Below are 26,490 nucleotides of genomic sequence, written 5' to 3'. Positions count from 1 at the left end.
GCATGGAATTAGCGTTTTATCTTTGTGGACTGATTGCGGTACTCACCACGCTGCGGGTGATTACGCATACCAGTCCGGTGCATGCGCTGCTGTACCTGATCATCTCACTGCTGGCGGTAGCCGGGGTATTCTTTTCTCTCGGGGCCTATTTCGCCGGTGCGCTGGAGATCATCGTCTACGCCGGGGCTATCATGGTGCTGTTCGTGTTCGTGGTGATGATGCTGAATCTCGGCAGCACTGAACATCAGGAGCGCGACTGGCTGAAGCCCTCACTGTGGGTCGGACCGGGCGTGCTGGCGCTGGCGCTGCTGGCTATTGTGGTCCACGGCATCCTGTCGGTAAACGACCAAGGGATCGATGGCACGATGATCGATGCGAAGGCGGTCGGTATCAGCCTGTTCGGTCCATACGTGCTGGCGGTTGAACTGGCGTCGATGCTGCTGCTGGCCGGGCTGGTGGTGGCGTTCCACGTTGGTCGGGAAGACCGCATCGGCGAAGTGATTAGCCAGCGTGAAGCGGATGCGAAGCGCCATCAGGAGGACCGGGTATGATCCCACTACAACACGGACTTATTCTTGCGGCAATCCTGTTTGTTCTCGGACTGACAGGGTTGATTATTCGTCGTAACTTACTGTTTATGTTGATAAGTCTCGAAATCATGATTAACGCTGCGGCGTTAGCCTTCGTGGTGGCGGGGAGCTACTGGGGCCAGGCGGACGGTCAGGTAATGTATATCCTTGCCATCAGCCTGGCGGCGGCCGAGGCCAGTATTGGCCTGGCGCTGCTGCTCCAGCTTCATCGCCGTCGTCAGACCCTGAACATTGATACAGTGAGTGAGATGCGCGGATGAACCTTCTTTACTTAACCATATTGTTCCCGCTGATCGGCTTTATTTTGCTGGCCTTTTCCCGCGGTCGCTGGTCAGAAAACCTGGCCGCCACCGTGGGCATCGGCTCGGTAGGGCTGGCGGCGCTGGTGACCCTCAATGTCGGGATCGACTTCTTCCATAACGGTCAGCAGGTGTACAACCAGGCGCTGTGGACCTGGATGAACGTAGGCAACTACCATATCGGCGTCAACCTGACGCTGGATGGCCTGTCGTTAACCATGCTGTCAGTGATAACCGGCGTCGGTTTCCTTATCCACATGTTTGCCTCCTGGTACATGCGCGGTGAGGAGGGCTATTCACGCTTCTTCGCCTACACTAACCTGTTTATTGCCAGCATGGTTGTTCTGGTGCTGGCCGATAACCTGATGCTGATGTACCTCGGCTGGGAAGGGGTAGGGCTGTGTTCCTATCTGCTGATCGGTTTTTACTATACCCATCCGAACAACGGCGCGGCGGCGATGAAAGCCTTTATCATCACTCGCGTAGGGGATGTATTCCTCGCCTTTGCGTTGTTTATTCTGTGGAACGAGCTGGGCACCCTGAATTTCCGCGAAATGGTGGAACTGGCGCCGCAGCACTTTGCTGCGGACAATAGCCTGCTGCAGTGGGCGACCCTGATGCTGCTGGGTGGCGCGGTGGGTAAATCGGCGCAGTTGCCGCTGCAAACCTGGCTGGCGGACGCCATGGCCGGTCCGACGCCGGTTTCAGCATTGATCCACGCCGCGACCATGGTGACCGCCGGTGTCTACCTGATTGCCCGCACCCACGGCCTGTTCCTGCTGACCCCGGAGGTGCTGCATCTGGTGGGGATCGTCGGCGCCGTCACACTGGTGATGGCCGGTTTCTCGGCGCTGGTGCAAACCGACATCAAGCGCGTGCTGGCCTACTCGACCATGAGCCAGATTGGCTACATGTTCCTGGCGCTGGGCGTACAGGCCTGGGACGCGGCGATTTTCCACCTGATGACCCACGCGTTCTTTAAAGCGCTGCTGTTCCTGTCATCCGGTTCGGTGATCCTCGCCTGCCACCACGAGCAAAACATCTTTAAAATGGGCGGCCTGCGCAAAAGCATCCCGCTGGTGTACGTTTGTTTCCTCGTCGGCGGGGCTGCGCTCTCCGCGCTGCCGCTGCTGACCGCCGGCTTCTTCAGTAAGGATGAGATCCTTGCCGGGGCACTGGCCAATGGTCACATTAACCTGATGGTTGCCGGTCTGGTCGGGGCCTTTATGACCTCGCTCTATACCTTCCGCATGATTTTTATCGCCTTCCACGGTGAAGAGAAGATCCATGCGCATGCCGGTAAGGGCATCACTCACCATCTGCCGCTTATCGTGCTGATGATCCTCTCGACTTTCGTCGGCGCGATGATTGTGCAGCCGCTGGGCGGCGTCCTGCCGGCCACCACCGAGCTGGCGCACGGCCGGGTGCTGACGCTGGAGATTATCTCCGGCACTATCGCCCTGACCGGCGTCCTGCTGGCCGCCGTGCTGTGGCTGGGCAAGCGTCGTCTGGTGACCCGCGTGGCCAACAGTCCGATCGGCCGCTTCTTCAGCACCTGGTGGTTTGCCGCCTGGGGCTTCGACTGGTTGTATGACAAGGTGTTCGTCCAGCCTTATCTGCTGATTGCGCGCCTGCTGAAGCGCGATCCGTTGAACAGCCTGCTGAACGCGCCGGCAATCCTGTCGCGTGCGGCCGGGAAGGCGCTGCTGTTGGGTGAAAGCGGCTATCTGCGCTGGTATGTGGCCTCAGTTGGCATCGGTGCCGTGTTGGTACTGGCGCTGATGATGGCGGTTTAAGGGTTTGTGAGCGAGGGGGTTTTGGCCCCCGGACACTGTAATATTCATATCCTGAGGCGGGCGTTGGCGCCCACTCAGGAGTAAAAAGAAGGGAAATACCCGCCATGTTATTGCCTTGGCTAATACTCATCCCCTTTATCGGCGGTCTGCTGTGCTGGCAGTTTGAACGCTTTGGTACGCGCGTACCGCGCTGGATTGCGCTGATCACCATGGGCCTGACGCTGGTACTGGGTCTGCAACTGTGGATGCAGGGCGGCTACAGCCTGACTCAGGCGACCGGTCTGCCGCAGTGGCAATCGGAGTTCATCTGCCAGTGGATCCCGCGCTTTGGCATCACCATTCACCTGGCGCTGGACGGCCTGTCGCTGCTGATGGTGGTGTTGACCGGACTGCTGGGGTTAATGGCCGTACTCTGTTCGTGGAATGAGATCGCTCAGCGTCAGGGCTTCTTCTATCTGAACCTGATGTGGATCCTCGGCGGCGTGATCGGCGTGTTCCTCGCCATCGACCTGTTCCTGTTCTTCTTCTTCTGGGAGATGATGCTGGTACCGATGTACTTCCTGATCGCGCTGTGGGGACACAGCTCCTCAGATGGGAAGACCCGCATCTTTGCGGCGACCAAGTTCTTCATCTATACCCAGGCGAGCGGACTGGTGATGCTGATCGCCATTCTGGGTCTGGTGTTTGTCCACTACCGCGCTACCGGGGTCTGGACCTTTAACTATGAGCTGCTGCTGAAAACGCCGATGTCGCACGGCGTGGAATACCTGCTGATGCTGGGCTTCTTTATCGCCTTTGCGGTAAAAATGCCGGTGGTGCCGCTGCACGGCTGGCTGCCGGACGCGCACAGCCAGGCGCCGACCGCCGGTTCCGTAGACCTCGCGGGTATCCTGCTGAAAACGGCGGCCTATGGCCTGCTGCGCTTTAGCCTACCGCTGTTCCCGAATGCCTCGGCGGAGTTTGCGCCGATTGCGATGTGGCTCGGCATCATCGGTATTTTCTACGGCGCATGGATGGCGTTCTCGCAGACCGATATCAAGCGTCTGATCGCCTATACCTCGATCTCCCACATGGGGTTTGTGCTGATTGCTATTTACACCGGCAGCCAACTGGCCTACCAGGGGGCGGTGGTACAGATGATTGCGCATGGCCTGTCGGCCGCGGCGCTGTTTATCCTCTGCGGTCAGCTTTACGAGCGCCTGCACACCCGTGATATGCGTCAGATGGGCGGCCTGTGGGCGCGCATTAAGTGGATCCCAGGGCTGTCGCTGTTCTTCGCGGTGGCCAATCTCGGTATGCCAGGGACCGGTAACTTTGTTGGTGAATTCATGATCCTGACGGGCAGCTTTGCGGTTGCTCCAACGATCATCGTCATTGCCACCTTCGGCCTGGTTTTTGCGTCGGTCTATTCGCTGATCATGATGCAGCGTGCCTACTACGGTGCGCCGAAATCAGACGCCCCGCTGCCCGGCATGAGCGCCCGTGAATTCTCCATGATTATGGTGCTGGTGGTCCTGCTGACGCTGCTGGGCGTCTATCCGCAGCCCATTCTGGATACCTCGCATGCTGCCATGAGTAATATCCAGCAGTGGTTCACCGCTTCAATTTCAACAACAGGGTTGTAATTCGCCATGACAATAACTGCACAACACCTGATTGCTCTACTGCCGCTGCTGATTGTCGGCCTGACGGTAGTGGTGGTCATGCTTCTCATTGCGTGGCGACGCAATCACTTCGTCAACGCGACCGCGACGGTCATTGGGTTAAATCTCGCGCTGCTGTCGCTGTGGTTTGTCGGCCAGGCCGGCGCCATGGACGTCACGCCGCTGCTGCGGGTTGATGGCTATGCCATGCTGTACACCGGCCTGGTGCTGCTGGCCAGTCTGGCCACCTGTACCTTTGCTTACCCGTGGCTGGCCGGCTTTCCGGATAACCGCGATGAGTTCTATCTGCTGGTGCTGATTGCCTCGCTGGGCGGCATTCTGCTGGCCTGCTCCAACCATCTGGCGGCGATGTTCCTTGGCATTGAGTTAATTTCGCTGCCGCTGTTTGGCCTGATTGGCTATGCGTTTCATGAAAAGCGCTCGCTGGAAGCCAGCATCAAGTACATGATCCTGTCGGCCGCCGCCTCGTCCTTCCTGCTGTTTGGTATGGCGCTGGTTTACGCCGAGTCCGGCAGCCTCGGTTTTGCCGAGCTGGGCAAAAGCCTGAATGACAGCCTGGTGCATCAGCCGCTGCTGCTGACCGGGATTGGCCTGATGATTGTTGGCCTGGGCTTTAAGCTGTCGCTGGTGCCGTTTCACCTGTGGACACCGGACGTTTATCAGGGCGCACCGGCGCCGGTATCGGCGTTCCTGGCAACCGCCAGTAAAATCGCCATCTTCAGCGTGGTGATGCGCCTGTTTATGTATGCCCCGGCGGCAGACAGCGAATCGGTGCGCACCGTGCTGGGCGCGATCGCCTTTGCCTCCATCCTGTTCGGTAACCTGATGGCGCTGACCCAGAGCAACATCAAGCGCCTGCTCGGCTTCTCCTCGATAGCCCACCTCGGCTACTTGCTGATTGCGCTGATCGCGGTTCAGAGCCATCAGCTGCCGATCGAGACCGCTGGGATCTATCTGGCCGGCTATCTGTTCAGCAGCCTCGGCGCCTTTGGCATCGTCAGCCTGATGTCCAGCCCCTATCGCGGGCGCGACGCCGATTCGCTCTACTCCTATCGCGGCCTGTTCTGGCACCGTCCGATCCTCGCCGCGGTGATGACGGTCATGATGCTGTCGCTGGCCGGTATTCCGATGACGCTCGGCTTTATCGGTAAGTTCTACGTGATCGCCGTTGGCGTTAACGCCGGGCTGTGGTGGCTCACCGCGGCAGTAGTGGTGGGATCGGCCATCGGTCTTTATTACTATCTGCGCGTGACCGTGAGCCTCTATCTGGCGCCGCCGGAGCTGCATCAGCGCGACACGGCTAACAACTGGGCGACCACCGCCGGCGGGATCGTGGTGCTGATCTCAGCGATTCTGGTGCTGCTGTTCGGCGTATACCCGCAGCCGCTGATATCGCTGGTCCAGATGGCGCAGCCGATGATGTAAGGCGTGCGGTCAGCCGTGTGATAACAATCAGGCCTGCGGGCCTGATTTTTTTTGTCTGTACGGGGTGGCCATTCGGCAAACTGTTGCCAGGCTATAGTCAATATGGGCTTTTAACGGTAACGCTATGATTCGACTGATTTGCCTGCTGCTGGGCGCCAGCGTACTGCGCCGGCGCTGGAAGCTGCTCGCGGCGCTGGGTGGCGTTTGCCTGCTGTTCAGCGTGGCGATTTTTATTGATATTGCCAATGACGGACTGCTCTCGGTGCCGCTGGATACGCTGGCGGTGCTGCTGGTGCTGGACGGATGCGTGGAGATTGGCATTGCCATCCTGGTCGGGCATCGCGTCTGGCTGCCCGGCATCGGTAAAGGCATTGCGCTGTTTCTGCTGGCTTTTTTACTCTGGGACGTGATGTGGGACAACAACATAGTGGCTTCGCTGCTGTTTGGGCTCGCTTTTCTCGGCGACGGCCTGTTTCGACTGGCATCGGCGCTGGTGCTGCGCGGCGTTGGCTGGCGCCGGGGCATGGCGCTGGGGGCGCTGGAGTGCCTGCTCAGTGCGCTGGTGTTCAGCAACTGGCCGTTCCATCACCACATCACGGTACCGCTCTGCTTCTCGCTACTGCTGCTGCTCTCCGGCCTCCACATTGTACAAATGGCCCGCCAGGTCTGGCGGCTCCCGACCAATGCCTCGGTGACCACGCTGCCGCTGTTTCGCCATCGTAGCCTGCGCCCGTGGCGCGAGGTGAGCTATTTGCATCCGGACTTCCCCACAACCCCGCCGCCAGCGCCTTTGGAAATGGTTGTCTGGACGCCGGCCGGGGCCTACCAGCTGCGCGAGCGGCGTCCGCTGATAGGCCGCTACATTGCCGCGGTCGATAAGAACGGTGCAATTGCCACCGGGCACGCCGCGCTGAGCATGCCCCCGCAGCTGTATATCAGTCACTATCCGCTGGATGACTTTGACCGCAGCAGCGTCGATTTTCGCGCAACCCTGAATGCCAGCACCGCGAATGATGTCGCCGGCCGGTTTCTGTCGGATTTCGCGACGGAGGTGGCGGGATGGTGTGCGCCCGATCGGCGGGTGTCGTTCCGGCACTATAACGCGGCGGCGCTGCGCAATTACTGGCAGGTGTACGCCAGTGATACCACGTACAATCTGACGTCGCGCAACTGCTCAACGACGGTGATCCACGCGCTGGACGTTGCGCTGGAAGGCGTGCTGGCCGGACGCCGTTTTGCGGTGTTCACCCTGCTGGCTAATCCCAGCTTCTGGCTGCTGTGCGTGCTGCGCGGTCGGGCCGAAGCGATGACCTGGACGCCCGGGCTGGCGCTGGATTACGCGGTGCTGCTGGAGCGGGTGATTGGTGTCGACTGGCGGCTGGCCTGGTATCGCCGCTTTCGCACCGCATGGCGGGAACGGCGGCGGGTGATCAGGCAGATAGACGCCATGATCGCCGAGGCAGAAGGCCGGCGAGGAGAGAGTCGTTGAGGGCGGCGCTGGCGGTGATGCTGACCGTGGCGATCTTCGGCCTGACTTACGGCCTTAGCGCGCCGCTGATTGCACTGAGGCTGTCGGCCGTGGGCTACAGCGAAGCGGCGATCGGTATCAATGCGGCGATGCACGCGCTGGGCGTCCTGCTGATCGCGCCGGCGTTACCGATGCTGGCCCGCCGCCTGGCGGCCAAAACGCTGATGCTGACGGCGCTGTTGTCGCTGGTGGTGCTGTTTTTACTGTTTCCGCTGTTGCCGCTGTGGAGCTGGTTTCTGCTGCGGCTGCTGGTGGGCATGGCCAGCGAGGTGATACTGGTGGTAGCAGAAACCTGGCTTAACCACCAGGCGGTGGACGCACAGCGGGCGCGAACCATGGCGGCCTATACCGCGATGCTATCGTTAGGGTTTGCGCTCGGACCGCTGCTGATCGGCCTGTTGGGCAGCGGCGGTGCAGCGGCGTTTCTCAGCGCCGCGGCGCTGGCGCTGCTGGCTGCTGCCAGTCTGCTTAGCGTACGGCTGTCGCCACTGCCCGCCGGACGAGAGACGCGCCGCTCACTGGTGCACTGGCTGCGGCTGATCCCCCTGGCGCTGGGGGCAACGCTACTCAACGCGGCGCTGGAGTCCGCCGGCATGAACCTGCTGGCGATATATGCCATCTCGCTGGGCTGGTCAGAGGCAGCGGCGACGCAGCTGATCGCGGTACTCCTGCTGGGGGCTATTGTGCTGCAGCTGCCAATTGGCTGGCTCGCCGACCGCCTGCCGCGCCGTCCGCTGATGACTGGCCTGGCCCTGATCTCCACGCTCGGGGCGGTGGCGTGGCCGCTGGTGCTGGCTCACCCCGTGCTGGCGTGGAGCGTGCTGTTTCTTTGGGGGGGCGTATTCGTTGGGATCTATACCCTGATCATCACCCTGGTGGGGGAGCGTTTTCAGGGTGCGACGCTGGCCGGCGTTTATGCGATGCTGTCGGTAGCGTGGGGGCTGGGCGCACTGATTGGTCCGGCGCTGGCCGGTTGGGCGATGACCGTGACCCCGCACGGGCTGGCGTGGTTTGCCGCGGTCGGCTGCGGCGCCTTTACCCTGCAGGCACTGTTCGCCTCCCCGCAGCGCACCTGAAACGATGAAAGGATAAGGAGTCTGTTATGTTGCAGTGGCACGACCTGCATCAGCGCGAACTGAGCAAGGAGGATTTGTATGCCCTGTTAGCCCTGCGCAACGCAGTGTTTATCGTTGAGCAGGCCTGCCCCTATCAGGATCTTGACGGCGCCGATCTGGCCGGGGAGAACCGTCACCTGCTGGGTCGGCGCAACGGTGAGCTGGTGGCCTGCGCGCGCCTGCTGGCGCCGGATAGCGACGGCGCAGCGGTGAAGATCGGCCGAGTGGTGATTGCTCCCCGGGCGCGCGGGCTGGGGCTGGGACGGCAGCTGATGCAGCAGGCGCTGGCCGGCTGCGAGCGGCACTGGCCGGGGCGGCCGGTAGCGCTGGCGGCACAGGCGCACCTGCAGCCATTCTATGCCGGACTGGGCTTCGCGGCACAGAGCGAGATCTATCTGGAAGATAACATCCCGCATCTGGACATGCTGCGCATTGCACCCGACGGGCAGATCCCACCCGGCAGGCTCAGCTGATGGTCATCACCCGATCGTCCACGTAGCGGCGCTTTTCGGCCGGCGGGGGGAAGTACTGATAGAGCCAGGTTTCGCTGAGCGTTTCGCCTTGGGCGCGCAGGAACATACGCATGTCCACCGGGCCGCTGGCGTCGCTGGTCGGATACCAGTCAAACTGAATGCGGAAGCCTTTCATCGGTTCAACATACAGGATCTCCACCTGCTTAACGGTGCCGGAAGAGACGGTGATCACCGGCTCTATGCCCTTCGGCGCCGCGGCGGCAAGATCGCCCCCGATAAAATCCACGGCAAAGCGACGCGCCCAGACCTGCGGGTAATGTTCGCCCGGCGCCCAGCCCTCCGGAAAGCCGCCCATGCCGGTCCGGGTGGCTTTCACCCGCGCCAGCTGGCTTTGCACCGGCGGCAGGGCGCTCCAGTAGAGCGTATAGGCAAAGTGGTGATCGCTACCGGCCTTGATCGGCTCGTCCGGCTGCCAGAAGCAGACGATATTGTCCAGCGTTTCGCCGGTGGTGGGGATCTCCATCAAATTGATAGCGCCTTTGCCCCATTTGCCCTGCGGTTCGACCCACAGGCTGGGGCGTTTATCGTACCAGCCCATCACATCCTGATAGGTGTCAAAGTTGTGATCGAGCTGCAACAGCCCGAATCCGCGCGGATTATTATCCTGATAGGCATTGAACTGCAGCTTTTGCGGGTTATTCAGCGGGCGGCAAATCCACTCGCCGCTGCCGGTCCACATCGCCAGCCGGTCGGAGTCATGAATCTGCGGATGGATGGTATCGCACATCCGGCGCTCGTTGGTGCCGCAGCTGAACATACTGGTCATCGGTGCGATGCCCAGCTGCGCAATGTCTTTGCGGGCAAACAGGTGATTGTCGATTGCCATCACCACTCGCTGCGCTTCGCAATCGATGGTGAATTTAAAGGCGCCGGTGACGCTGGGGCCGTCCAGCAGGGCGTAGACCACAAAGGTGGTGTCACCGGCCGCGGGCGTTTCAAACCAGAAGGCGGTAAAGTCCGGAAACTCCTCCTGGCCGTTGGTGAAGGTGTTGACGGCCACCCCGCGGGCCGACAGGCCATATTGCCAGGTATCGTCCACCGCGCGGAAATAGCTGGCGCCGAGGAAGGAGACAATGTCGCGGCGCGCCAGCTCCGGTCGCTTAAAGACGCGAAAGCCGGCAAAGCCGAGATCGTTTTTGCCTTCCAGCTGCTTCACGTCGACCGCGGTTTTCTGATAATTAAACAGCTCGGGACGGTAGTGCACCTCGCGGGCCTCGCGGCTGGCGGCATCCACCGCAAACATGCGGATCCGGCGCTTAAAGCCCATACCCACGTGGAAAAACTGCGCATCCAGCTGGCGATCCGGGCCGTTGCCGTTCCACAGCGAGTGGTTGGCGTCGTACTGAATGGCGTTGTAAGCCTGTGGCGTGAGCGTCGCCAGCGTGTCCGGTAGCGGACCCGGTGCGCCGCTCCAGGGCTGTCGGGCGAGGTCTGCGGCCATGTTACGCAGCACATCGTAGTCAAAGGCGCGGGCCCGCCCGTCGGCGATGGTGGTCTCTGCCAGCGCATAGCGCGAGAAGAGTGCGGAGAATCCGGAGAGGCTACTAACGGCCGCACAGGCCACGGATGCTTTCATAAACAGTCTTCGATTCATACCAGAAATACGTTCCCCAGGTGATCAGAATGGTAAGGCTGTTGAGCCAGCTGAACAGGGTACGACAGCCCGTTTTTCTAAAAATTCAGCTCACCGCAATTTATCAGATTAATCGAATAATCCCAGGTATTTCCGCCGTTCGCGGTGAGAGGGTCTATAGTAAATGTGACCTGAAGTCGATAACACCATGGAGGAAGAAATGGCTAAACCGATCGAGAACACGCTGGATGACGATATTACGCTGTTGACCGACACCCTCGAAGAAGTGTTGAAGTCTTCCGGCGATCCTGCCGATCAGAAGTATCTGGAGCTGAAGGCCCGCGCGGAGGCGGCGTTGAACGACGTGAAATCCCGCGTCAGCCACGCCTCAGACAGCACCTATTACCGCGCTCGCCAGGCGGTGACCCGCGCCGACGATTACGTCCACGATAAACCGTGGCAGGGGGTGGGTATCGGTGCCGCTATTGGCCTCGTATTTGGCTTACTGTTACGCCGCTGAGTGGCGCGGCCCGACACGTTACGGCGCCCTGTGGGCGCCGTTTTTTTTTGCACGCCGGGCCGCACGATGGGCCGGCGTCGGCGGAAGCGGCAGAAGTGGTTGTCTTCTGCCGGTGAGGTTTTTAAAGTGGCCGCAGGCAATAACCGGGAGAGACACATGATCAGAGTGGAAATGCTGGCGACCGGCGACGAAGTGCTGCACGGCCAGATTGTGGATACCAACGCCGCGTGGCTGGCGGATACGCTGTTTGAACGCGGCTTACCAATGCGCAGCCGCACCACGGTTGGCGATGCGCTACCGGACCTCGTAGCGGCGCTGATTGACCGTAGCCAGCAGGCAGATGTGCTGATCGTTAACGGCGGCCTCGGTCCGACCAGCGATGATCTGAGCGCACAGGCGGCGGCGCAGGCGGCGGGCGTACCGCTGGAACTCCACGCGGGCTGGCTGGCAGAAATGGAGGCGTGGTTTGCCCGCCGCGGTAGGGCGATGGCGGCCAGCAACCGCAAGCAGGCGGAGATCCCACAGGGAGCGGAGATGATCAACAACCCAGTGGGCACCGCCTGTGGTTTTGCCCTGCGGCTGAACCGCTGCTGGCTGTTCTTTACGCCCGGCGTGCCCAGCGAGTTCAAAAAGATGGTCACGGACGAGATTATTCCGCGCCTGCAGCAGCACTACACGCTGGGCGATCCGCCACTGTGCCTGCGGCTGACCACCTTTGGCCGCGGCGAAAGCGATCTGGCCAGCGAGCTGGATCGCCTCGCGCTGCCGGACGGCGTGGTGCTGGGTTACCGCTCCTCAATGCCGATCATTGAGCTGAAGCTCACCGGCCCGGCATCGCAGCGCCCGCGCATGGAAGCCCTGTTCCAACAGGTGCGTGACATCGCCGGTGAGAGCCTGATCTTTGAGGGTACTGTCGGGCTGCCGGCCCGCCTGGCCCGGCTGCTGGATGCGCGCGGATTGCGCCTGCGGGTCAGTGAACAGTTCACCGCCGGTCTGCTGCAGTGGCAGCTGGCGAGCGGCGCGGTCGCGCTGGAACGCGGCGAAGTGCTGGCGGAAGGGCCGGTCTCGCTGCGCGCGCTGGCGGCGCGCACGGCGGCCAGCGGCGCGGCGCTGGCGCTGAGCATTGGGACGCTGGATGACGCAGGCGTGCTGGCGCTGGCGCTGCATACGCCGGAGGGCGGCTGGGCGCTGCGGGTCAGGCTGCCGGTACAGCAGCACAGCCGGCGCATTCAGCAGGAAACGGCGGCGATGCTGGCGATGAACCTGCTGCGGCGCTGGCTATTGCAGATGGATCCGGGCGCTGGCGAAGGCTGGGTTGACGTGCTGGAGACGCTGCGCAGCTGACGCCGCCGGTGCGGCGTCAGCTACAGCTCGATTTCGATATCACCGTCGGGCTGGCAGCAGCAGGGCAAAATCTCGCCCTGTTGAATAAACGCCAACGGCTGGGCCTGGTAGCATACCTGGCCCTTTAGCAATCGGGTGCGGCAGGAGCCGCAGTAGCCTTCCCGACACTGATATTCCACGCGCACATTGTGCGACTCCAGCGCGTCTAACAGGCTGGGATGCTCTTCACGGCACTCCAGCTGCGCACCGGAGGCGCGCAGAATGATGGTGGCGGCCATGGCTTACAGTTGAAAATCGCTCAGATCGTCGGCGTCGACGGAAGAGTCGATCTGCCCGACCAGATAGGAGCTGACTTCCACTTCCTGCGGCGCCACCTGCACATTGTCTGATACCAGCCAGCTGTTGATCCACGGAATCGGGTTAGATCGGGTTTTAAACGGCAGATCCAACCCCACCGCCTGCATACGGATATTGGTGATGTACTCGATATATTGGCAGAGAATATCTTTGTTCAGACCGATCATGGAGCCGCCGCTGAACAGGTATTCGGCCCACTCTTTTTCCTGCTCCGCCGCCAGCACAAACAGGTCATAGCACTGCTGGCGACACTCTTCGGCAATGTCGGCCATTTCCGGATCGTCGGTGCCGCTGCGCAGCAGATTCAGCATATGCTGGGTGCCGGTCAGGTGCAGCGCTTCATCACGGGCGATCAGGCGGATAATTTTGGCATTGCCCTCCATCAGCTCGCGTTCGGCGAAGGCAAAGGAGCAGGCGAAGCTGACGTAGAAACGAATTGCTTCCAGCGCGTTGACGCTCATCAGGCACAGATAGAGCTGCTTTTTCAGTGCACGCAGGCTGACGGTCACGGTTTTGCCGTTCACCTGGTGCTGACCTTCGCCCAGCAGATGCCAGTAGTTGGTCATCTCAATCAGATCGTCGTAATAGCCGGAAATGTCTTTCGCCCGCGACAGAATCTGCTCATTGGTGACGATGTCATCAAACACCAGCGCCGGATCGTTAACGATGTTGCGGATAATGTGGGTGTATGAGCGCGAGTGGATCGTTTCGGAAAACGCCCAGGTTTCAACCCAGGTTTCCAGCTCCGGAATGGAGATCAGCGGCAGTAGCGCCACGTTCGGGCTGCGTCCCTGGATCGAGTCCAGCAGGGTCTGGTATTTCAGATTGCTGATAAAAATGTGTTTTTCATGATCCGGCAGAGCCTGGTAGTCGATGCGATCGCGCGAGACGTCGACCTCTTCCGGACGCCAGAAAAAGGAGAGCTGTTTCTCGATCAGCTTTTCAAAAATATCGTATTTCTGCTGGTCATAGCGGGCAACGTTCACCGGCTGGCCGAAAAACATCGGCTCGCTCAGCTGATCGTTTTTGTTCTGTGAAAAAGTGGTATAGGCCATGATTCAAATCCAAAGTAGGTCGTTACGCGCAACGGAGCAGGGCCGGTGTGCACCGGCCCGTCGGCGCGATCAGATTTTGCACGCGCCGCTTTCGCAGCCGTCGTCCTGGATGGAGGGTGCCAGGTCATCCTGCGCATCTTCCGCACCATCGCGGGTGTTTTGGTAATAGAGAGTTTTCACCCCAAACTTATACGCCGTCAGCAGATCTTTCAGCAGCTGCTTCATCGGCACCTTACCGTTCGGGAACCGCGTCGGATCGTAGTTGGTGTTCGACGAGATGGCCTGGTCGATAAACTTCTGCATTAGGCCAACCAGCTGCAGATAGCCATCGTTGTTCGGCATATCCCACAGCAGCTCATACTGATCTTTCAGGCGCTCATACTCCGGCACCACCTGACGCAGAATGCCGTCTTTGGAGGCTTTAATGCTGATGTGTCCACGCGGCGGCTCAATGCCGTTAGTGGCATTTGAGATCTGCGACGAAGTCTCAGACGGCATCAGCGCCGAGAGCGTAGAGTTGCGCAGGCCGTGCGTTTTGATCTGCTCGCGCAGCGCGTCCCAGTCGAGATGCAGTGGCTCATTGCAAATCGCATCCAGGTCTTTCTTGTAGGTGTCGATCGGCATGACGCCCTGCGCGTAGGTGGTTTCGCTAAACCACGGGCAGGCGCCTTGCTCTTTCGCCAGCTCGTTGGAGGCCTTCAGCAGATAGTACTGGATGGCTTCAAACGTTTTATGGGTCAGGTTATTGGCGCTGCCGTCGGAGTAGCGCACGCCGTGCTTCGCCAGGTAGTAGGCAAAGTTGATCACGCCAATTCCGAGGGTACGCCGGCCCATCGCGCCGCGCTGGGCGGCCGGGATCGGGTAATCCTGATAGTCGAGCAGCGCATCCAGCGCGCGTACCGCCAGCACCGCCAGCTCTTCCAGATCGTCGAGGCTGTCAATCGCCCCGAGGTTGAAGGCGGACAGGGTACAGAGCGCGATTTCGCCGTTCTCATCGTTGACGTCTTCCAGCGGTTTGGTCGGCAGCGCAATTTCCAGACACAGGTTAGACTGGCGAACCGGTGCAATGCGGGCGTCAAACGGGCTGTGGGTGTTGCAGTGGTCGACGTTCTGGATGTAAATCCGGCCGGTCGAGGCGCGTTCCTGCATCATCAGGGAGAACAAATCGACCGCTTTCACACGCTGCTTACGGATGCTGCTGTCCTGCTCATACTGCGTGTACAGGCGCTCAAATTCGTCTTGATCGGCAAAGAAAGCGTCATACAGCCCGGGCACGTCAGAGGGGCTGAACAGGGTAATATCTTCCCCTTTCAGCAGGCGCTGATACATCAGTTTGTTCAGCTGCACGCCGTAGTCCATGTGGCGCACGCGGTTGCCCTCTACGCCGCGGTTATTTTTCAGCACCAGCAGGCTTTCGACTTCCAGATGCCACATCGGATAGAACAGCGTCGCAGCGCCGCCGCGTACGCCACCCTGTGAACAGGACTTCACCGCCGTCTGGAAGTGTTTATAGAACGGAATACAGCCGGTGTGAAACGCTTCACCGCCGCGGATCGGGCTGCCCAGCGCGCGAATGCGTCCGGCGTTAATGCCGATACCGGCGCGCTGGGAAACGTACTTCACAATCGCGCTGGAGGTGGCGTTAATGGAATCCAGGCTATCGCCACATTCGATCAGCACGCAGGAGCTGAACTGGCGGGTTGGGGTACGGACGCCGGACATGATCGGCGTCGGCAGCGAAATTTTAAAGGTCGAGATGGCGTCGTAGAAGCGCTTAATGTAGTCAAGGCGCGTCTCGCGCGGGTAGCCGGAGAACAGGCAGGCGGCGACCAGGATATACAGGAACTGCGCGCTCTCATAGATATCGCCGGTGACGCGGTTCTGCACCAGATATTTGCCTTCCAGCTGCTTCACTGCGGCGTAGGAGAAGTTCATATCACGCCAGTGGTCAAGAAAGCCGTCCATCAGCGCAAACTCTTCTTCACTATAGTCGGTCAGCAGGTGTGGATCATACTTGCCGAGATCGACCATCCGTTTTACGTGCGCAAACAGCGCCGGGGGTTCAAACTGGCCGTAGGCTTTTTTACGCAGGTGAAACACGGCGAGGCGTGCGGCCAGGTATTGGTAATCTGGCGCATCACGCGAGATCAGATCGGCGGCGGCCTTGATGATCGTTTCATGGATATCGGAGGTCTTAATGCCGTCGTAAAACTGGATGTGCGAACGCAGTTCTACCTGTGAAACGGAGACGTTGTGCAGGCCCTCTGCCGCCCAGTCGAGCACGCGGTGAATTTTGTCGAGATTGATGCGCTCGGTGCGGCCATCGCGTTTGGTTACAAGCAGACTCTGATTCATGTCGCGTTTTACCTGTCCGTGAAATACAAAACTATCCCCCATTTATGCACAGGGTACTCATTGTGAGTAACTCTGTGGATAAACACTATATATTGGGGGTGCGGGAAGTTTGAACAACTATATGAGGGAGTATTCTAGCCAGCATTCTGTGCATCACAAGAGTTGATTTTCACAAAAAAATGGGAGTGGTAGGGTGGCGATAATCCTGGATCCCCATTCCATAAGGCCTGCACCCGCTGTCAATCCATCTGCACTTTTTTTTCGAAATTTGATTAAGCGCATGATTAGTATTCAGGGGGCACGGGCGCGCCGTCATTGCGTGTCATCACCCCTGCGTCAGCGCGTTAACGTGGCAACGAATTTTGCACATTCTCAGATCAAATTGTTATCACTGTTGGCACATCGCGGCAGCGGGAAATGTGCGCGCCGGCGGGGCGGGAGCGAAAACAGGCATGGCCGACGCCTCGCCATAGCGAGGGGGCTCCCGCCGGCGGCGAGAGCGAAAAGGATCACGCCTCGCGGTGCGTGTGTACCATGTAGTTGACGTCGACGCCCGGGGCGAGCTTGAAGCGGTTGGTGAGCGGATTATAGTGCAGGCCGATTATCCGGCGCTCGCGCAGACCGGCCTCCTCTACCCAACTCAGCAGCTCGGCCGGCTGAATAAACTTTTTAATATCGTGGGTGCCGCGCGGCACCATGCGCAAAATGTATTCGGCGCCGACAATCGCCATCAGCCACGACTTGGCGTTGCGGTTAAGGGTGGAGAAAAACACCTCGCCACCGGGTTTCACCAGCCGGGCGCAGGCGGCCACCACCGAACGGGGATCCGGTACGTGTTCGAGCATTTCCATGCAGGTCACCACGTCATACTGGCCGGCCCAGGCGTCGGCGTGTTCTTCCACGGTGCGCTGCACGTATTCGATGTCAACGCCGCTCTCCCGGGCGTGCAGACGCGCGACCTGAAGCGGCTCGGCGCCCATATCCAGTCCGGTCACCACCGCGCCTTCGCGGGCCATACTCTCCGCCAGGATCCCACCGCCGCAGCCGACATCCAGCACTTTCTTACCAAACAGTCCGCCGGCGTGCTGCGCAATCCAGTTCAGGCGCAGCGGGTTGATGCGATGCAGCGGCTTAAATTCGCCTTCGGTATCCCACCAGCGTGAGGCCACCGCTTCAAACTTGGCAATTTCCTGATGGTCAACATTGTGACCGCTTTCCGTTGAGGGGGAACTCATTATCCTGATACTCCAGCAGATTAGCGTGTATGGGCAGCAGTATAACCCATGCGGGCCGGGGGCGTCGCCTTCGCCTGCGGCCCGCGGCAAACGGATGAAAAACCCCGCACGCCAGGCTGCTTTACTTTCCCCTCGCGCCTGCCGGTGTGATATACTTTCGCACCTTTGAATCCGGGAATATTGTAGAGGGATAACGGCTCCATGAGCGACCTTGCCAGAGAAATCACACCGGTCAATATCGAGGAAGAGCTGAAGAACTCTTACCTTGATTATGCCATGTCGGTCATCGTTGGCCGAGCACTGCCGGATGTCCGCGATGGACTGAAACCCGTACACCGCCGCGTGCTGTACGCGATGAACGTACTGGGCAACGACTGGAACAAGCCGTATAAAAAATCCGCCCGCGTGGTTGGTGACGTGATCGGTAAATATCACCCGCACGGGGATTCTGCCGTCTACGACACCATCGTGCGTATGGCCCAGCCTTTCTCACTGCGTTACATGCTGGTCGACGGTCAGGGTAACTTCGGTTCCATTGACGGTGACTCCGCCGCTGCGATGCGTTACACCGAAGTGCGCATGGCCAAAATTGCCCATGAGCTGCAGGCGGATCTGGAAAAAGAGACCGTGGATTTTGTGCCGAACTATGACGGCACCGAGCAGATCCCGGAAGTCATGCCGACCAAAATCCCTAACCTGCTGATCAACGGTTCGTCCGGTATTGCCGTGGGGATGGCGACCAACATTCCCCCGCACAACCTGACCGAAGTGATCAACGGCTGCCTCGCCTATATCGACGATGAAAACATCAGCGTCGAAGGGCTGATGGAGCACATTCCGGGGCCGGACTTTCCGACGGCGGCAATCATTAACGGCCGTCGCGGCATTGAAGAGGCCTATCGCACCGGCCGCGGAAAGGTCTATATTCGCGCCCGCGCCGAAGTGGAAGTGGATGCCAAATCCGGCCGCGAAACGATCATCGTGCATGAAATTCCTTATCAGGTGAACAAAGCGCGCCTGATTGAAAAGATTGCTGAGCTGGTGAAAGAGAAGCGCGTGGAGGGCATCAGTGCCCTGCGTGATGAATCTGACAAAGACGGCATGCGCATCGTGATTGAGATCAAACGCGATGCGGTGGGAGAAGTGGTGCTGAACAACCTCTACTCCCTGACCCAGCTGCAGACCTCTTTCGGGATCAATATGGTGGCGCTGCATCAGGGCCAGCCGAAAATCCTGACGCTGAAAGAGATTCTGGAAGCCTTTGTTCGTCACCGCCGCGAAGTGGTGACCCGCCGGACCATTTTTGAACTGCGCAAAGCACGCGATCGGGCCCATATTCTTGAGGGGCTGGCGATTGCGCTGGCCAACATCGATCCGATCATTGAGCTGATTCGCCGCGCGCCGACCCCGGCCGAAGCGAAAAGCGCGCTGATCGCCGCCGCCTGGGATCTGGGCCACGTTTCCGCCATGCTGGCGCGCGCCGGTGACGATGCCGCCCGTCCGGAGTGGCTGGACGCGGAATTTGGTATTCGCGACGGGAAATATTACCTCACCGAGCAGCAGGCGCAGGCGATCCTGGATTTACGTCTGCAGAAGCTAACCGGTCTTGAGCATGAAAAGCTGCTCGAGGAGTACAAAGCGCTGCTGGACCAGATTGCAGAGCTGATTCGCATTCTGGAAAGCGCCGAACGTCTGTTGGAAGTGATCCGCGAGGAGCTGGAGGCGATGCGCGATCAGTTTGGCGATGCCCGCCGCACCGAGATAACCGCCAACAGCGCCGACATCAATATCGAAGATTTGATCAACCAGGAAGACGTGGTGGTGACCCTCTCGCACCAGGGTTACGTCAAGTATCAGCCGCTGACCGACTATGAAGCCCAGCGTCGCGGCGGCAAAGGCAAATCGGCCGCGCGCATCAAGGAAGAGGACTTTATCGATCGCCTGCTGGTGGCTAACACTCACGACACCATCCTCTGTTTCTCCAGCCGCGGCCGGCTGTACTGGATGAAGGTTTACCAACTGCCGGAAGCCAGCCGCGGTGCGCGCGGGCGTCCGATCGTTAACCTGTTGCCGCTGGAGGCCAACGAGCGCATCACCGCCATTCTGCCGGTGCGCGACTATGCCGACGGCTGGAATATCTTTATGGCCACGGCCAACGGCACGGTGAAGAAAACGGCGTTGAAGGAGTTCAGCCGTCCGCGCAGCGCCGGGATCATCGCGGTGAACCTGCGCGATGACGACGAGCTGATCGGCGTGGCGCTGACCAACGGCCAGGATGAGGCAATGCTGTTCTCCGCTGCCGGTAAAGTGGTGCGCTTCAGCGAGCAAGCCGTGCGCGCCATGGGCCGGACCGCTTCCGGCGTGCGCGGTATTCGCCTCGCCGAGCACGATCGCGTGGTGTCCCTGATCGTGCCGCGCGACGAGGGGGCGATCCTCACCGTCACGCAAAACGGCTATGGCAAGCGGACCGCCAACAGTGAGTATCCGACCAAATCACGTGCCACCCAGGGGGTCATCTCCATCAAGGTGACCGAGCGAAACGGCCCGGTTATTGGCGCGGTACAGGTGGTCGACAGCGATCAGATCATGATGATCACCGATGCCGGCACGCTGGTGCGTACCCGCGTCTCAGAAGTGAGCGTGGTGGGCCGCAACACCCAGGGGGTGATTCTGATCCGCACCGCGGAAGAGGAAAACGTGGTTGGCCTGCAGCGGGTCGCCGAGCCGGTCGCCGAAGAGGAGCTGGACGCTATTGACGGTAGCGTGGCGGAGGGGGAGGATGATATTGCCCCTGAAGTGGACAGCGACGATGAGGCGCCGGAAGACGACGACGCCTGATCCCTCAGGCTGAAGCACATGGGCGGGAGCACTCCCGCCCTTTTTCTATCCGGCGAAGAAGAAGACGGCGGGATCTGACGTGAAATACCTCGTATCGTTTCGCACCACGCTGCGCATCTCGCGATACCTGTTTCGGGCGCTGGCGCTGATGCTGTGGACGCTGGGCGCCTTGCTCACCACCTTTTACATTATTAACGTGCTGCACGAACGCGAATCGCAGGTGCGGCAGGAATTCAATGCCAGCGTCGATCAGGCGCAGTGGTATGTACGCCACGCGGCCGACGTCACGCGCGAACTGAAGTTCATGGCGGAAAAGCGGCTGACCGGCGGCGCTGACGGCGCGGCGGTGCGCACCCCGGTCGCACCATCCGCCACGCCGCCGCTGACCCCGCTGTTTGACGAGGCCGACTGTACGGCGATGAGCCACGGCTGGCGCAGCGCGCTCGCCTCCCTCAACACGTTTATCCGCTGGTGGAAAAACAATGTCTCCGCTGAGCGGGCGATCAGCCGGGTATTCTTTATCGGCGGCGATAGCCAGTGCATGACTGACTTTAACCTCAGCGGCTCGGTGGCGGATCGCGACAGCGCGCTCAGCGCGCTGCATGAACATCTGCTGACTTTCCGCAACGGCAGCGAAGAGCAGCGCAATCGCAGTCAGTGGTGGGTGGTGGCCGATAATCAGCCCGGCAGCGGCAGTTTAACCCAGCTGACGCCGGTGTGGGTCGCCGGAAAGCTGGCCGCGCTGCTGGGGGTTGAACAACCGCTCCGGCTGGAGGCGTTTCTCAGTGCCAGCAGCCTGCCGGTGAGCGTCTCGCTGATTGACGACGACGGCAATACGCTGCTCAGCCGCGGACCGGCCCCCTGGACCGACGGGCTGCCAGACGAGAATCCCTGGTTCGGCTATGTCGATAACTATCAGCAGCTGGTGATGAAACGCCAGCTGGCGCCCACCTCGCTCAGCGTCGTGTATACGCTGCCGACCCGCGTGCTGCTTGACCAGCTCAAGATACTGATCCTCAACGCGCTGCTGCTCAATCTGGTCAGCGGTGTGGTGCTGTTTTCGCTGGCGTGGCTGTTTGAGCGGCGGATGTTTTTACCGGCGGAAGAGAATGCCCACCGGCTGGAAGAGCATGAGCAGTTCAACCGCAAAATCGTCGCTTCCGCGCCGGTCGGTATCTCTATTCTGCGCACCAGCGATGGCAGTAATATTCTCAGTAACGAGCTGGCGCACAATTATCTCACCCTGCTCAGCCAGGAGGATCGCCAGCGGCTAACCGAAATCATCGGTGGCCAGCAGGTTAATTTTGTCGACGTACTGACCGGCAGCAATACCAACCTGCAGATAAGCTTTGTCCACTCGCGCTACCGCAATGAAAATGTGGCAATCTGCGTGCTGGTGGACGTCAGCGCCCGCGTAAAAATGGAGGAGTCGCTGCAGGAGATGGCCCAGGCCGCCGAGCAGGCCAGCCAGTCGAAGTCGATGTTTCTGGCTACGGTCAGCCACGAACTACGCACGCCGCTGTACGGCATCATTGGCAACCTCGATCTGCTGCAAACCCGCGAGATGCCGCCGGGGGTGGAGTCGTTGGTCACCGCGATGAACAACTCCTCCAGCCTGCTGCTGAAGATCATCAGCGATATCCTCGACTTCTCGAAAATTGAATCTGAACAGCTGCAGATTGAGCCCCGTGCGTTCTCTCCGCGCGAAATGCTGACCCACATCACCGCCAACTACCTGTCGCTGGTGGTGAAGAAGCGGCTGACCCTGTACTGCCTGATTGAAAACGCAGTGCCGCTGTCGCTGGAAGGCGATCCGATGCGCCTGCAGCAGGTGATTTCCAATCTGCTGAACAACGCCATTAAGTTCACCCACACCGGCTGCATTATTCTGCACGCCCGGGTTAAAGAGGGCTATCTGGTGTTCTGCGTACGCGACACCGGGGTCGGCATCCCGGCGAAAGAGCTGACCCGGCTGTTCGATCCCTTCTTCCAGGTGGGGACCGGGGTGCAGCGCAACTTTCAGGGCACCGGGCTGGGGCTGGCGATTTGTGAAAAGCTGATCACCATGATGGATGGCGATATCGAAGTCGATTCGGAGCCGGGCATGGGCAGCCAGTTTATTGTGCGTATCCCGATGTACAACAGCCAACCGCTTCCCCCCGCGCAGTTGGAGGGGCTGGAACAGAAGCGCTGCTGGCTGGCCCTGCGCAACAGCGCGCTGGCGGATTTTCTTCGCCGGCTGCTGCAGCATCACGGTTTGCAGGTCAGCCCCCTGGCGGCCGGCGATCGTCCGGAGGAGGATGACATTGTGATCGGCGATGCGTCCTGGACGCCGAGCACTCCGGTACGGGCGGTGATCCGCTTTGACGGCCTGCACCGCGAAGCGCCGCAGGAGCAGGGCGGGGGGCTGTGGCTGCACAGCACCGCGACGCCGCATGAACTGCCGCTGCTGCTGGGCCGCATCTGGCGCGTGGCGGTGGACCTGCCAGAAATGGCCAATGCGCTGCCGTCGCCCTCGGCGGTGGCGCAGGTCGACAATGATGATATCACCGTGCTGGTGGTCGACGATCATCCGATCAACCGCATGCTGCTCTCCGACCAGTTGGGTTCGCTGGGCTATCGGGTGAAAACCGCCCAGGACGGTGTCGACGCGCTGAACGTACTGAGCCGCAGCGCGATCGACATTGTGCTGAGCGACGTCAATATGCCGAATATGGACGGGTATCGTCTCACGCAGCGTCTGCGTCAGTTAGGCCAGACGTTCCCGGTGATCGGGGTCACCGCAAACGCGCTGGCGGAAGAGAAGCAGCGCTGTATGGAGGCGGGCATGGATAATTGTCTGTCGAAACCGGTCACCCTCGATCAGCTGCGGCAAACGCTGGCCTTTTACGCTGAGCGGGTACGCAAAGCGCGTCCGGTCTGAGGCGGGTATGGCGAGGGATCGCCATACCCGGGCGGCGGCTTACTCCTTGTCGGCAACCGAGCTCATGCTCACCGACGAGAGGTAGTTCAGCAGGGCGATATCGTTATCCACGCCCAGCTTCATCATCGCCGACTTCTTCTGGCTACTGATGGTTTTGATGCTGCGATTCAGCTTCTTGGCGATTTCCGTCACCAGGAAGCCTTCGGCAAACAGGCGCAATACTTCGCTCTCCTTCGGCGACAGTCGCTTGTCGCCGTAGCCGCCGGCGCTGATTTTTTCCAGCAGTTTTGCCACGCTTTCCGGCGTATACTTTTTGCCTTTCTGCAGCGCGGCCAGCGCTTTCGGCAGGTCGGTTGGCGCCCCCTGTTTCAGCACGATGCCTTCAATATCCAGATCCAGCACGGCGCTGAGGATCGCCGGATTATTGTTCATGGTCAGCACAATGATCGACAGGTCCGGATAGTGGCGCTTAATGTATTTGATCAGCGTGATGCCATCGCCGTATTTCTCGCCTGGCATCGAGAGATCGGTAATCAGAACGTTGGCATCCAGTTTGGCGAGGCTGTTAATTAACGCGGTGGAGTCTTCGAATTCACCGACCACGTTGACCCATTCAATTTGCTCAAGTGACTTACGAATGCCAAACAGCACAATCGGATGATCATCGGCAATAATTACATTTAAGTTATTCATATTATTGGTTACCTTGCTGCATCAGCTGGTTGACGTAGATGTCAATTTCACTGGTAATAGACTGGATGTTTACATTGTCACAGGCGTTGATGTGCAGTTCTAACGTTTCACACAACTGCTTGCCAGGCACCAGATTTAACATGGCAAACACCCCTTTCAGGCGATGCGCAGTCTGAGCAAGCGAGGGATAATCACCGCTCGCCAGTTCAGTATACAATCTCTTCACATCGTCCGGTACTGTGTCAACAAACAGTTGAAAATAGCCGCCGGCCAGCAGCGACGTCGGGCTATTGGCGTCACCCTGTGGCGCCTCCAGCATGTCTTGCGATAATTGCTGTTCAATCAGCGCCAGGATGGCGTCCTGCAGCGCATCGCTCAGGTTGAAATTCACCCGGTACTGATTGTCGCTGATTGTCCGGAACCCGTCCTCGTCATCACACACCAGCAGCGACCAGGGTGTCAGGCGGTCAGGATCGTCGGTGACGGTCAGGTCGTACTGCGGAGCCTGGCTGACGGCGCGTTCGTCGGCGCTCACGCACTGCGCGCCCCAGCTTTCCAGACGCTGGGTAACCATTTTCCGCACGTCATCCACGGTGATATCCATCAGTATGGTCACGTCGGCCAGCAGCGGTTCATCTTCCCGCTCCGCCCTGGCTTCAACCGGCAGCGGCAGTGACAAAGCGTAGCGGGTGCCTATCTCGTCGCGGGCGTAAATATCCAGCTGGCCGCCCAGCTGTTTACAGAGCTGCTTGCAGAGGAAAAACGTCAGGCCGGAAGCCTGGCCATAACGGTCAGCCTGTGTATCACCGAGGAACGGGAACTCGCTATTGGCTATCTCTTCACGTCGCAGGCCGGCGCCGGTATCGATAATCTCTATCTGCACGCGATCCGGCTGCGCATCGTTTGCCGTCGCCGTGAGCGACACTTTGCCCCAAGTGGTGGTGGTGATAGCGTAGTGCAGCAGGGAACCGATCAGTTTAGCCACCGCGCGCGGATCGCCCAGGCGCGGCTCATCACTTGGGAGCGCGCTACTGACCATCAGCGTTAAACCTTTTCGCCGCATCAGCGGCAGGATGTCACGCACCTGCTGATTCAGGATCTCCTGCAGCAGGAAGTGTCCGGGGGCCGGTACCCAGTCGTGGGTCTCCAGCTGATTCAGCAGTACGATGTCATCGACCAGTCGTGCCACGCTCTGCGCCTGCTCCAGCTGGCCATCATTGGCTCCGCCCGCCTGCAAGCTGCGGGTCAGCTCGCGCACAGGCTGCGCCAGCGCCTGACCCAGGTTTTGCAGCAGCAGCTGCCGGGTCTGGTGGCTACGATCCAGGATCTGCTGCGCCTTTTGCAATTTTTTGTTCACCAGCAGTTCGCGATCCTGATCGCGAATCACAAACAGCTGGGTATGTGGAAATACCGTGCTGCGGCTGTGGCGAATTTCATACACTTCATTATTCACCGTCGCCTGTAAAATGCCCTGGTGCTGATCGGACAGGTTAATGATCTTCTGCAGGTTGAGGTGCGGCAGCAGATGCTCGGCAATCTTATTACTTACCAGCGTGCGGTTAGTGGCAAAGTCATACACCAGCAACCCCACCGGCAGGCTGGCAACGATCTCCTCGTTGAGCAGCCGCAGCGTGTCCAGTTCGGCGCTCTGATTCTCGCTGGGGCGCAGCGACTGCCGGCGCAGCAGCAGCAGACCGATGCAACCCAGCAGCAGCAGCGCCAGCCAGCTGATCAGCGGCCAGCTCAGATTACGCAGGGTATCCAGCACCAGACTGGATAGCGGCACGCGGTACACCAGCTGCAGCGGTGCGTTGCTCAGGGTGGCGATCACCTCGAGGTTAGGGTTCGCCAGCGCAATGCGGGTATTGCGGATCTCTTCATCACCGCTGCTGCGCGCCTGCGCAGGAGAAGCGGTATCCTGACGCAGCTGGAAGTTCTCCAGCGGCATATTCCGCGGGATCAGATCGTTGACCGGGAGGTCGAACGCCAGCACGGTCGCCAGGTGGCCCGGCTGGTTGAAGGTTGTCCGCAGGGTAAAGTAGTGATCGTTTTGCCAGGCAAAACGCCGCAGGGGAGAGAAACTCTCGCGTTCATCCAGCGCGTTGGCCTGTTGCAGCATCTCGCTGCGTCGGGCATCCACGATGGTGCTGATGGCGCTCTCCTTATAACGCTCCGCCATATCTTTCAGCGGCAGGGTGGAAACCAGCATCAGGCTGTTATCCATCCCGTTAAGGAAATACATCGACCAGGTGCTGTTCTCGGCGCCCCACAGGGTATCCAGATAATCGGAGATGCGCTGGGTCATCTCCAGCGTACTGCTATCGTGGGAGCCAAAAATCAGCGCTTCGGTTTTGCGGCGGTTTTTTTCCAGATAATAGACATCCGGCCGCAGGCGAGTCTCCTGCAGGCTGTTGCTGACGCTGCCCGAAGGCGCAGCGGCAACGTTTTCGTAGATCTGCCAGGTGGCAAAGCGCCAGGTATCAATGCGCTTCTGCATGGCGTGCGTAATGCCCGCCATCACATAGCGCTTTTCGGTCAGCCAGGCATTAACCGCATAATGCACCGTCAGGCCCAGCAAGATCGCCAGCATCAGCGCGCACACCAGAAAGAAGCGCGTCACATTGCCTGAGGTTAAAGGAAGCTTGTA

19 protein-coding genes are annotated in these 26,490 nt (G+C 60.0%); 12 read left to right on the top strand and 7 right to left on the bottom strand.

Going from position 1 to position 26,490, the window contains the following annotated elements; all coding sequences use genetic code 11:
• Positions 1 to 2: 2 nt before the first annotated feature.
• The 8 genes from nuoJ to BS626_RS05040 all read left to right on the top strand — a co-directional run bounded on the left by nuoJ (position 3) and on the right by BS626_RS05040 (position 8,890).
• Positions 3 to 551: an NADH-quinone oxidoreductase subunit J gene (nuoJ, locus tag BS626_RS05075; RefSeq protein ID WP_075181310.1), complete on the top strand. Its 549-nt coding sequence runs from the start codon at positions 3 to 5 to the stop codon at positions 549 to 551.
• Complete coding sequence (gene nuoK, locus BS626_RS05070; protein ID WP_075181309.1) at positions 548 to 850, top strand: NADH-quinone oxidoreductase subunit NuoK; 303 nt, start codon at positions 548 to 550, stop codon at positions 848 to 850. The genes nuoJ and nuoK overlap by 4 nt, the downstream gene beginning before the upstream one ends.
• Positions 847 to 2,685, top strand: coding sequence for an NADH-quinone oxidoreductase subunit L (gene nuoL / locus BS626_RS05065; RefSeq protein ID WP_075181308.1), 1,839 nt, complete (start codon positions 847 to 849; stop codon positions 2,683 to 2,685). Before nuoK ends, nuoL begins: the two co-directional genes overlap by 4 nt.
• Before the next feature lie 104 nt (positions 2,686 to 2,789).
• Positions 2,790 to 4,310, top strand: a complete 1,521-nt coding sequence (gene nuoM, locus BS626_RS05060) for an NADH-quinone oxidoreductase subunit M (protein WP_075181307.1) — start codon at positions 2,790 to 2,792, stop codon at positions 4,308 to 4,310.
• Between the two features lie 6 nt (positions 4,311 to 4,316).
• Positions 4,317 to 5,774 carry an NADH-quinone oxidoreductase subunit NuoN gene (nuoN, locus tag BS626_RS05055; RefSeq protein WP_075181306.1) on the top strand — a complete coding sequence of 486 codons (1,458 nt, stop codon included), beginning with the start codon at positions 4,317 to 4,319 and terminating at the stop codon, positions 5,772 to 5,774.
• A 124-nt stretch (positions 5,775 to 5,898) separates the two neighbouring features.
• A complete protein-coding gene (locus tag BS626_RS05050; protein ID WP_075181305.1) occupies positions 5,899 to 7,263 on the top strand; it encodes a hypothetical protein in 1,365 nt (454 codons plus the stop codon).
• Positions 7,260 to 8,378 carry an MFS transporter gene (locus BS626_RS05045; protein ID WP_075181304.1) on the top strand — a complete coding sequence of 373 codons (1,119 nt, stop codon included), beginning with the start codon at positions 7,260 to 7,262 and terminating at the stop codon, positions 8,376 to 8,378. Before BS626_RS05050 ends, BS626_RS05045 begins: the two co-directional genes overlap by 4 nt.
• Positions 8,379 to 8,404: 26 nt before the next feature.
• Positions 8,405 to 8,890 carry a GNAT family N-acetyltransferase gene (locus BS626_RS05040; protein WP_075181303.1) on the top strand — a complete coding sequence of 162 codons (486 nt, stop codon included), beginning with the start codon at positions 8,405 to 8,407 and terminating at the stop codon, positions 8,888 to 8,890.
• Here BS626_RS05040 and BS626_RS05035 read toward each other — a convergent pair.
• Positions 8,883 to 10,544: a glucan biosynthesis protein D gene (locus BS626_RS05035; protein WP_075181302.1), complete on the bottom strand. Its 1,662-nt coding sequence runs from the start codon at positions 10,542 to 10,544 to the stop codon at positions 8,883 to 8,885. The genes BS626_RS05040 and BS626_RS05035 overlap by 8 nt on opposite strands.
• 199 nt (positions 10,545 to 10,743) lie before the next feature.
• On the opposite strand from BS626_RS05035, the gene elaB reads away from it, so the two are divergent.
• Both elaB and BS626_RS05025 read left to right on the top strand, forming a co-directional pair.
• On the top strand, positions 10,744 to 11,043 hold the full coding sequence (gene elaB, locus BS626_RS05030; RefSeq protein ID WP_075181301.1) for a stress response protein ElaB: 300 nt from the start codon (positions 10,744 to 10,746) through the stop codon (positions 11,041 to 11,043).
• A gap of 156 nt (positions 11,044 to 11,199) precedes the next feature.
• Positions 11,200 to 12,387, top strand: coding sequence for a nicotinamide mononucleotide deamidase-related protein YfaY (locus tag BS626_RS05025; RefSeq protein ID WP_075181300.1), 1,188 nt, complete (start codon positions 11,200 to 11,202; stop codon positions 12,385 to 12,387).
• Positions 12,388 to 12,407: 20 nt separating this feature from the next.
• Here BS626_RS05025 and yfaE read toward each other — a convergent pair whose 3' ends face one another.
• The 4 genes from yfaE to ubiG form a co-directional block, all read right to left on the bottom strand.
• Complete coding sequence (gene yfaE / locus BS626_RS05020; RefSeq protein ID WP_075181299.1) at positions 12,408 to 12,665, bottom strand: class I ribonucleotide reductase maintenance protein YfaE; 258 nt, start codon at positions 12,663 to 12,665, stop codon at positions 12,408 to 12,410.
• Between the two features lie 3 nt (positions 12,666 to 12,668).
• Entirely contained in the window at positions 12,669 to 13,799 is a 1,131-nt protein-coding gene (gene nrdB, locus BS626_RS05015; protein WP_075181298.1) for a class Ia ribonucleoside-diphosphate reductase subunit beta, read from the bottom strand.
• Positions 13,800 to 13,868: 69 nt separating this feature from the next.
• Positions 13,869 to 16,154 carry a class 1a ribonucleoside-diphosphate reductase subunit alpha gene (nrdA, locus tag BS626_RS05010; protein WP_075181604.1) on the bottom strand — a complete coding sequence of 762 codons (2,286 nt, stop codon included), beginning with the start codon at positions 16,152 to 16,154 and terminating at the stop codon, positions 13,869 to 13,871.
• A gap of 509 nt (positions 16,155 to 16,663) precedes the next feature.
• Positions 16,664 to 17,389: a bifunctional 2-polyprenyl-6-hydroxyphenol methylase/3-demethylubiquinol 3-O-methyltransferase UbiG gene (gene ubiG / locus BS626_RS05005; protein ID WP_075181297.1), complete on the bottom strand. Its 726-nt coding sequence runs from the start codon at positions 17,387 to 17,389 to the stop codon at positions 16,664 to 16,666.
• A gap of 201 nt (positions 17,390 to 17,590) precedes the next feature.
• On the opposite strand from ubiG, the gene gyrA reads away from it, so the two are divergent.
• The gene (gene gyrA, locus BS626_RS05000; RefSeq protein WP_075181296.1) at positions 17,591 to 20,227 is read left to right on the top strand and encodes a DNA topoisomerase (ATP-hydrolyzing) subunit A; all 2,637 of its coding nucleotides are present in this window, start codon (positions 17,591 to 17,593) and stop codon (positions 20,225 to 20,227) included.
• A gap of 79 nt (positions 20,228 to 20,306) precedes the next feature.
• Positions 20,307 to 23,150, top strand: a complete 2,844-nt coding sequence (gene rcsC, locus BS626_RS04995) for a two-component system sensor histidine kinase RcsC (RefSeq protein WP_075181295.1) — start codon at positions 20,307 to 20,309, stop codon at positions 23,148 to 23,150.
• Positions 23,151 to 23,189: 39 nt separating this feature from the next.
• Here rcsC and rcsB read toward each other — a convergent pair whose 3' ends face one another.
• Positions 23,190 to 23,843: a response regulator transcription factor RcsB gene (rcsB, locus tag BS626_RS04990; RefSeq protein ID WP_075181294.1), complete on the bottom strand. Its 654-nt coding sequence runs from the start codon at positions 23,841 to 23,843 to the stop codon at positions 23,190 to 23,192.
• Between the two features lies 1 nt (position 23,844).
• On the bottom strand, positions 23,845 to 26,433 hold the full coding sequence (gene rcsD / locus BS626_RS04985; RefSeq protein ID WP_240494272.1) for a phosphotransferase RcsD: 2,589 nt from the start codon (positions 26,431 to 26,433) through the stop codon (positions 23,845 to 23,847).
• Positions 26,434 to 26,490 lie beyond the last annotated feature (57 nt).

The sequence above is a fragment of the Pantoea sp. 1.19 genome (assembly GCF_001922585.1).
In the GTDB taxonomy this organism is placed as follows: domain Bacteria; phylum Pseudomonadota; class Gammaproteobacteria; order Enterobacterales; family Enterobacteriaceae; genus 1-19.
The sequence above is the reverse complement of the archived record's forward strand: the minus strand, read 5'-3'. Positions and strand labels throughout refer to the sequence as shown.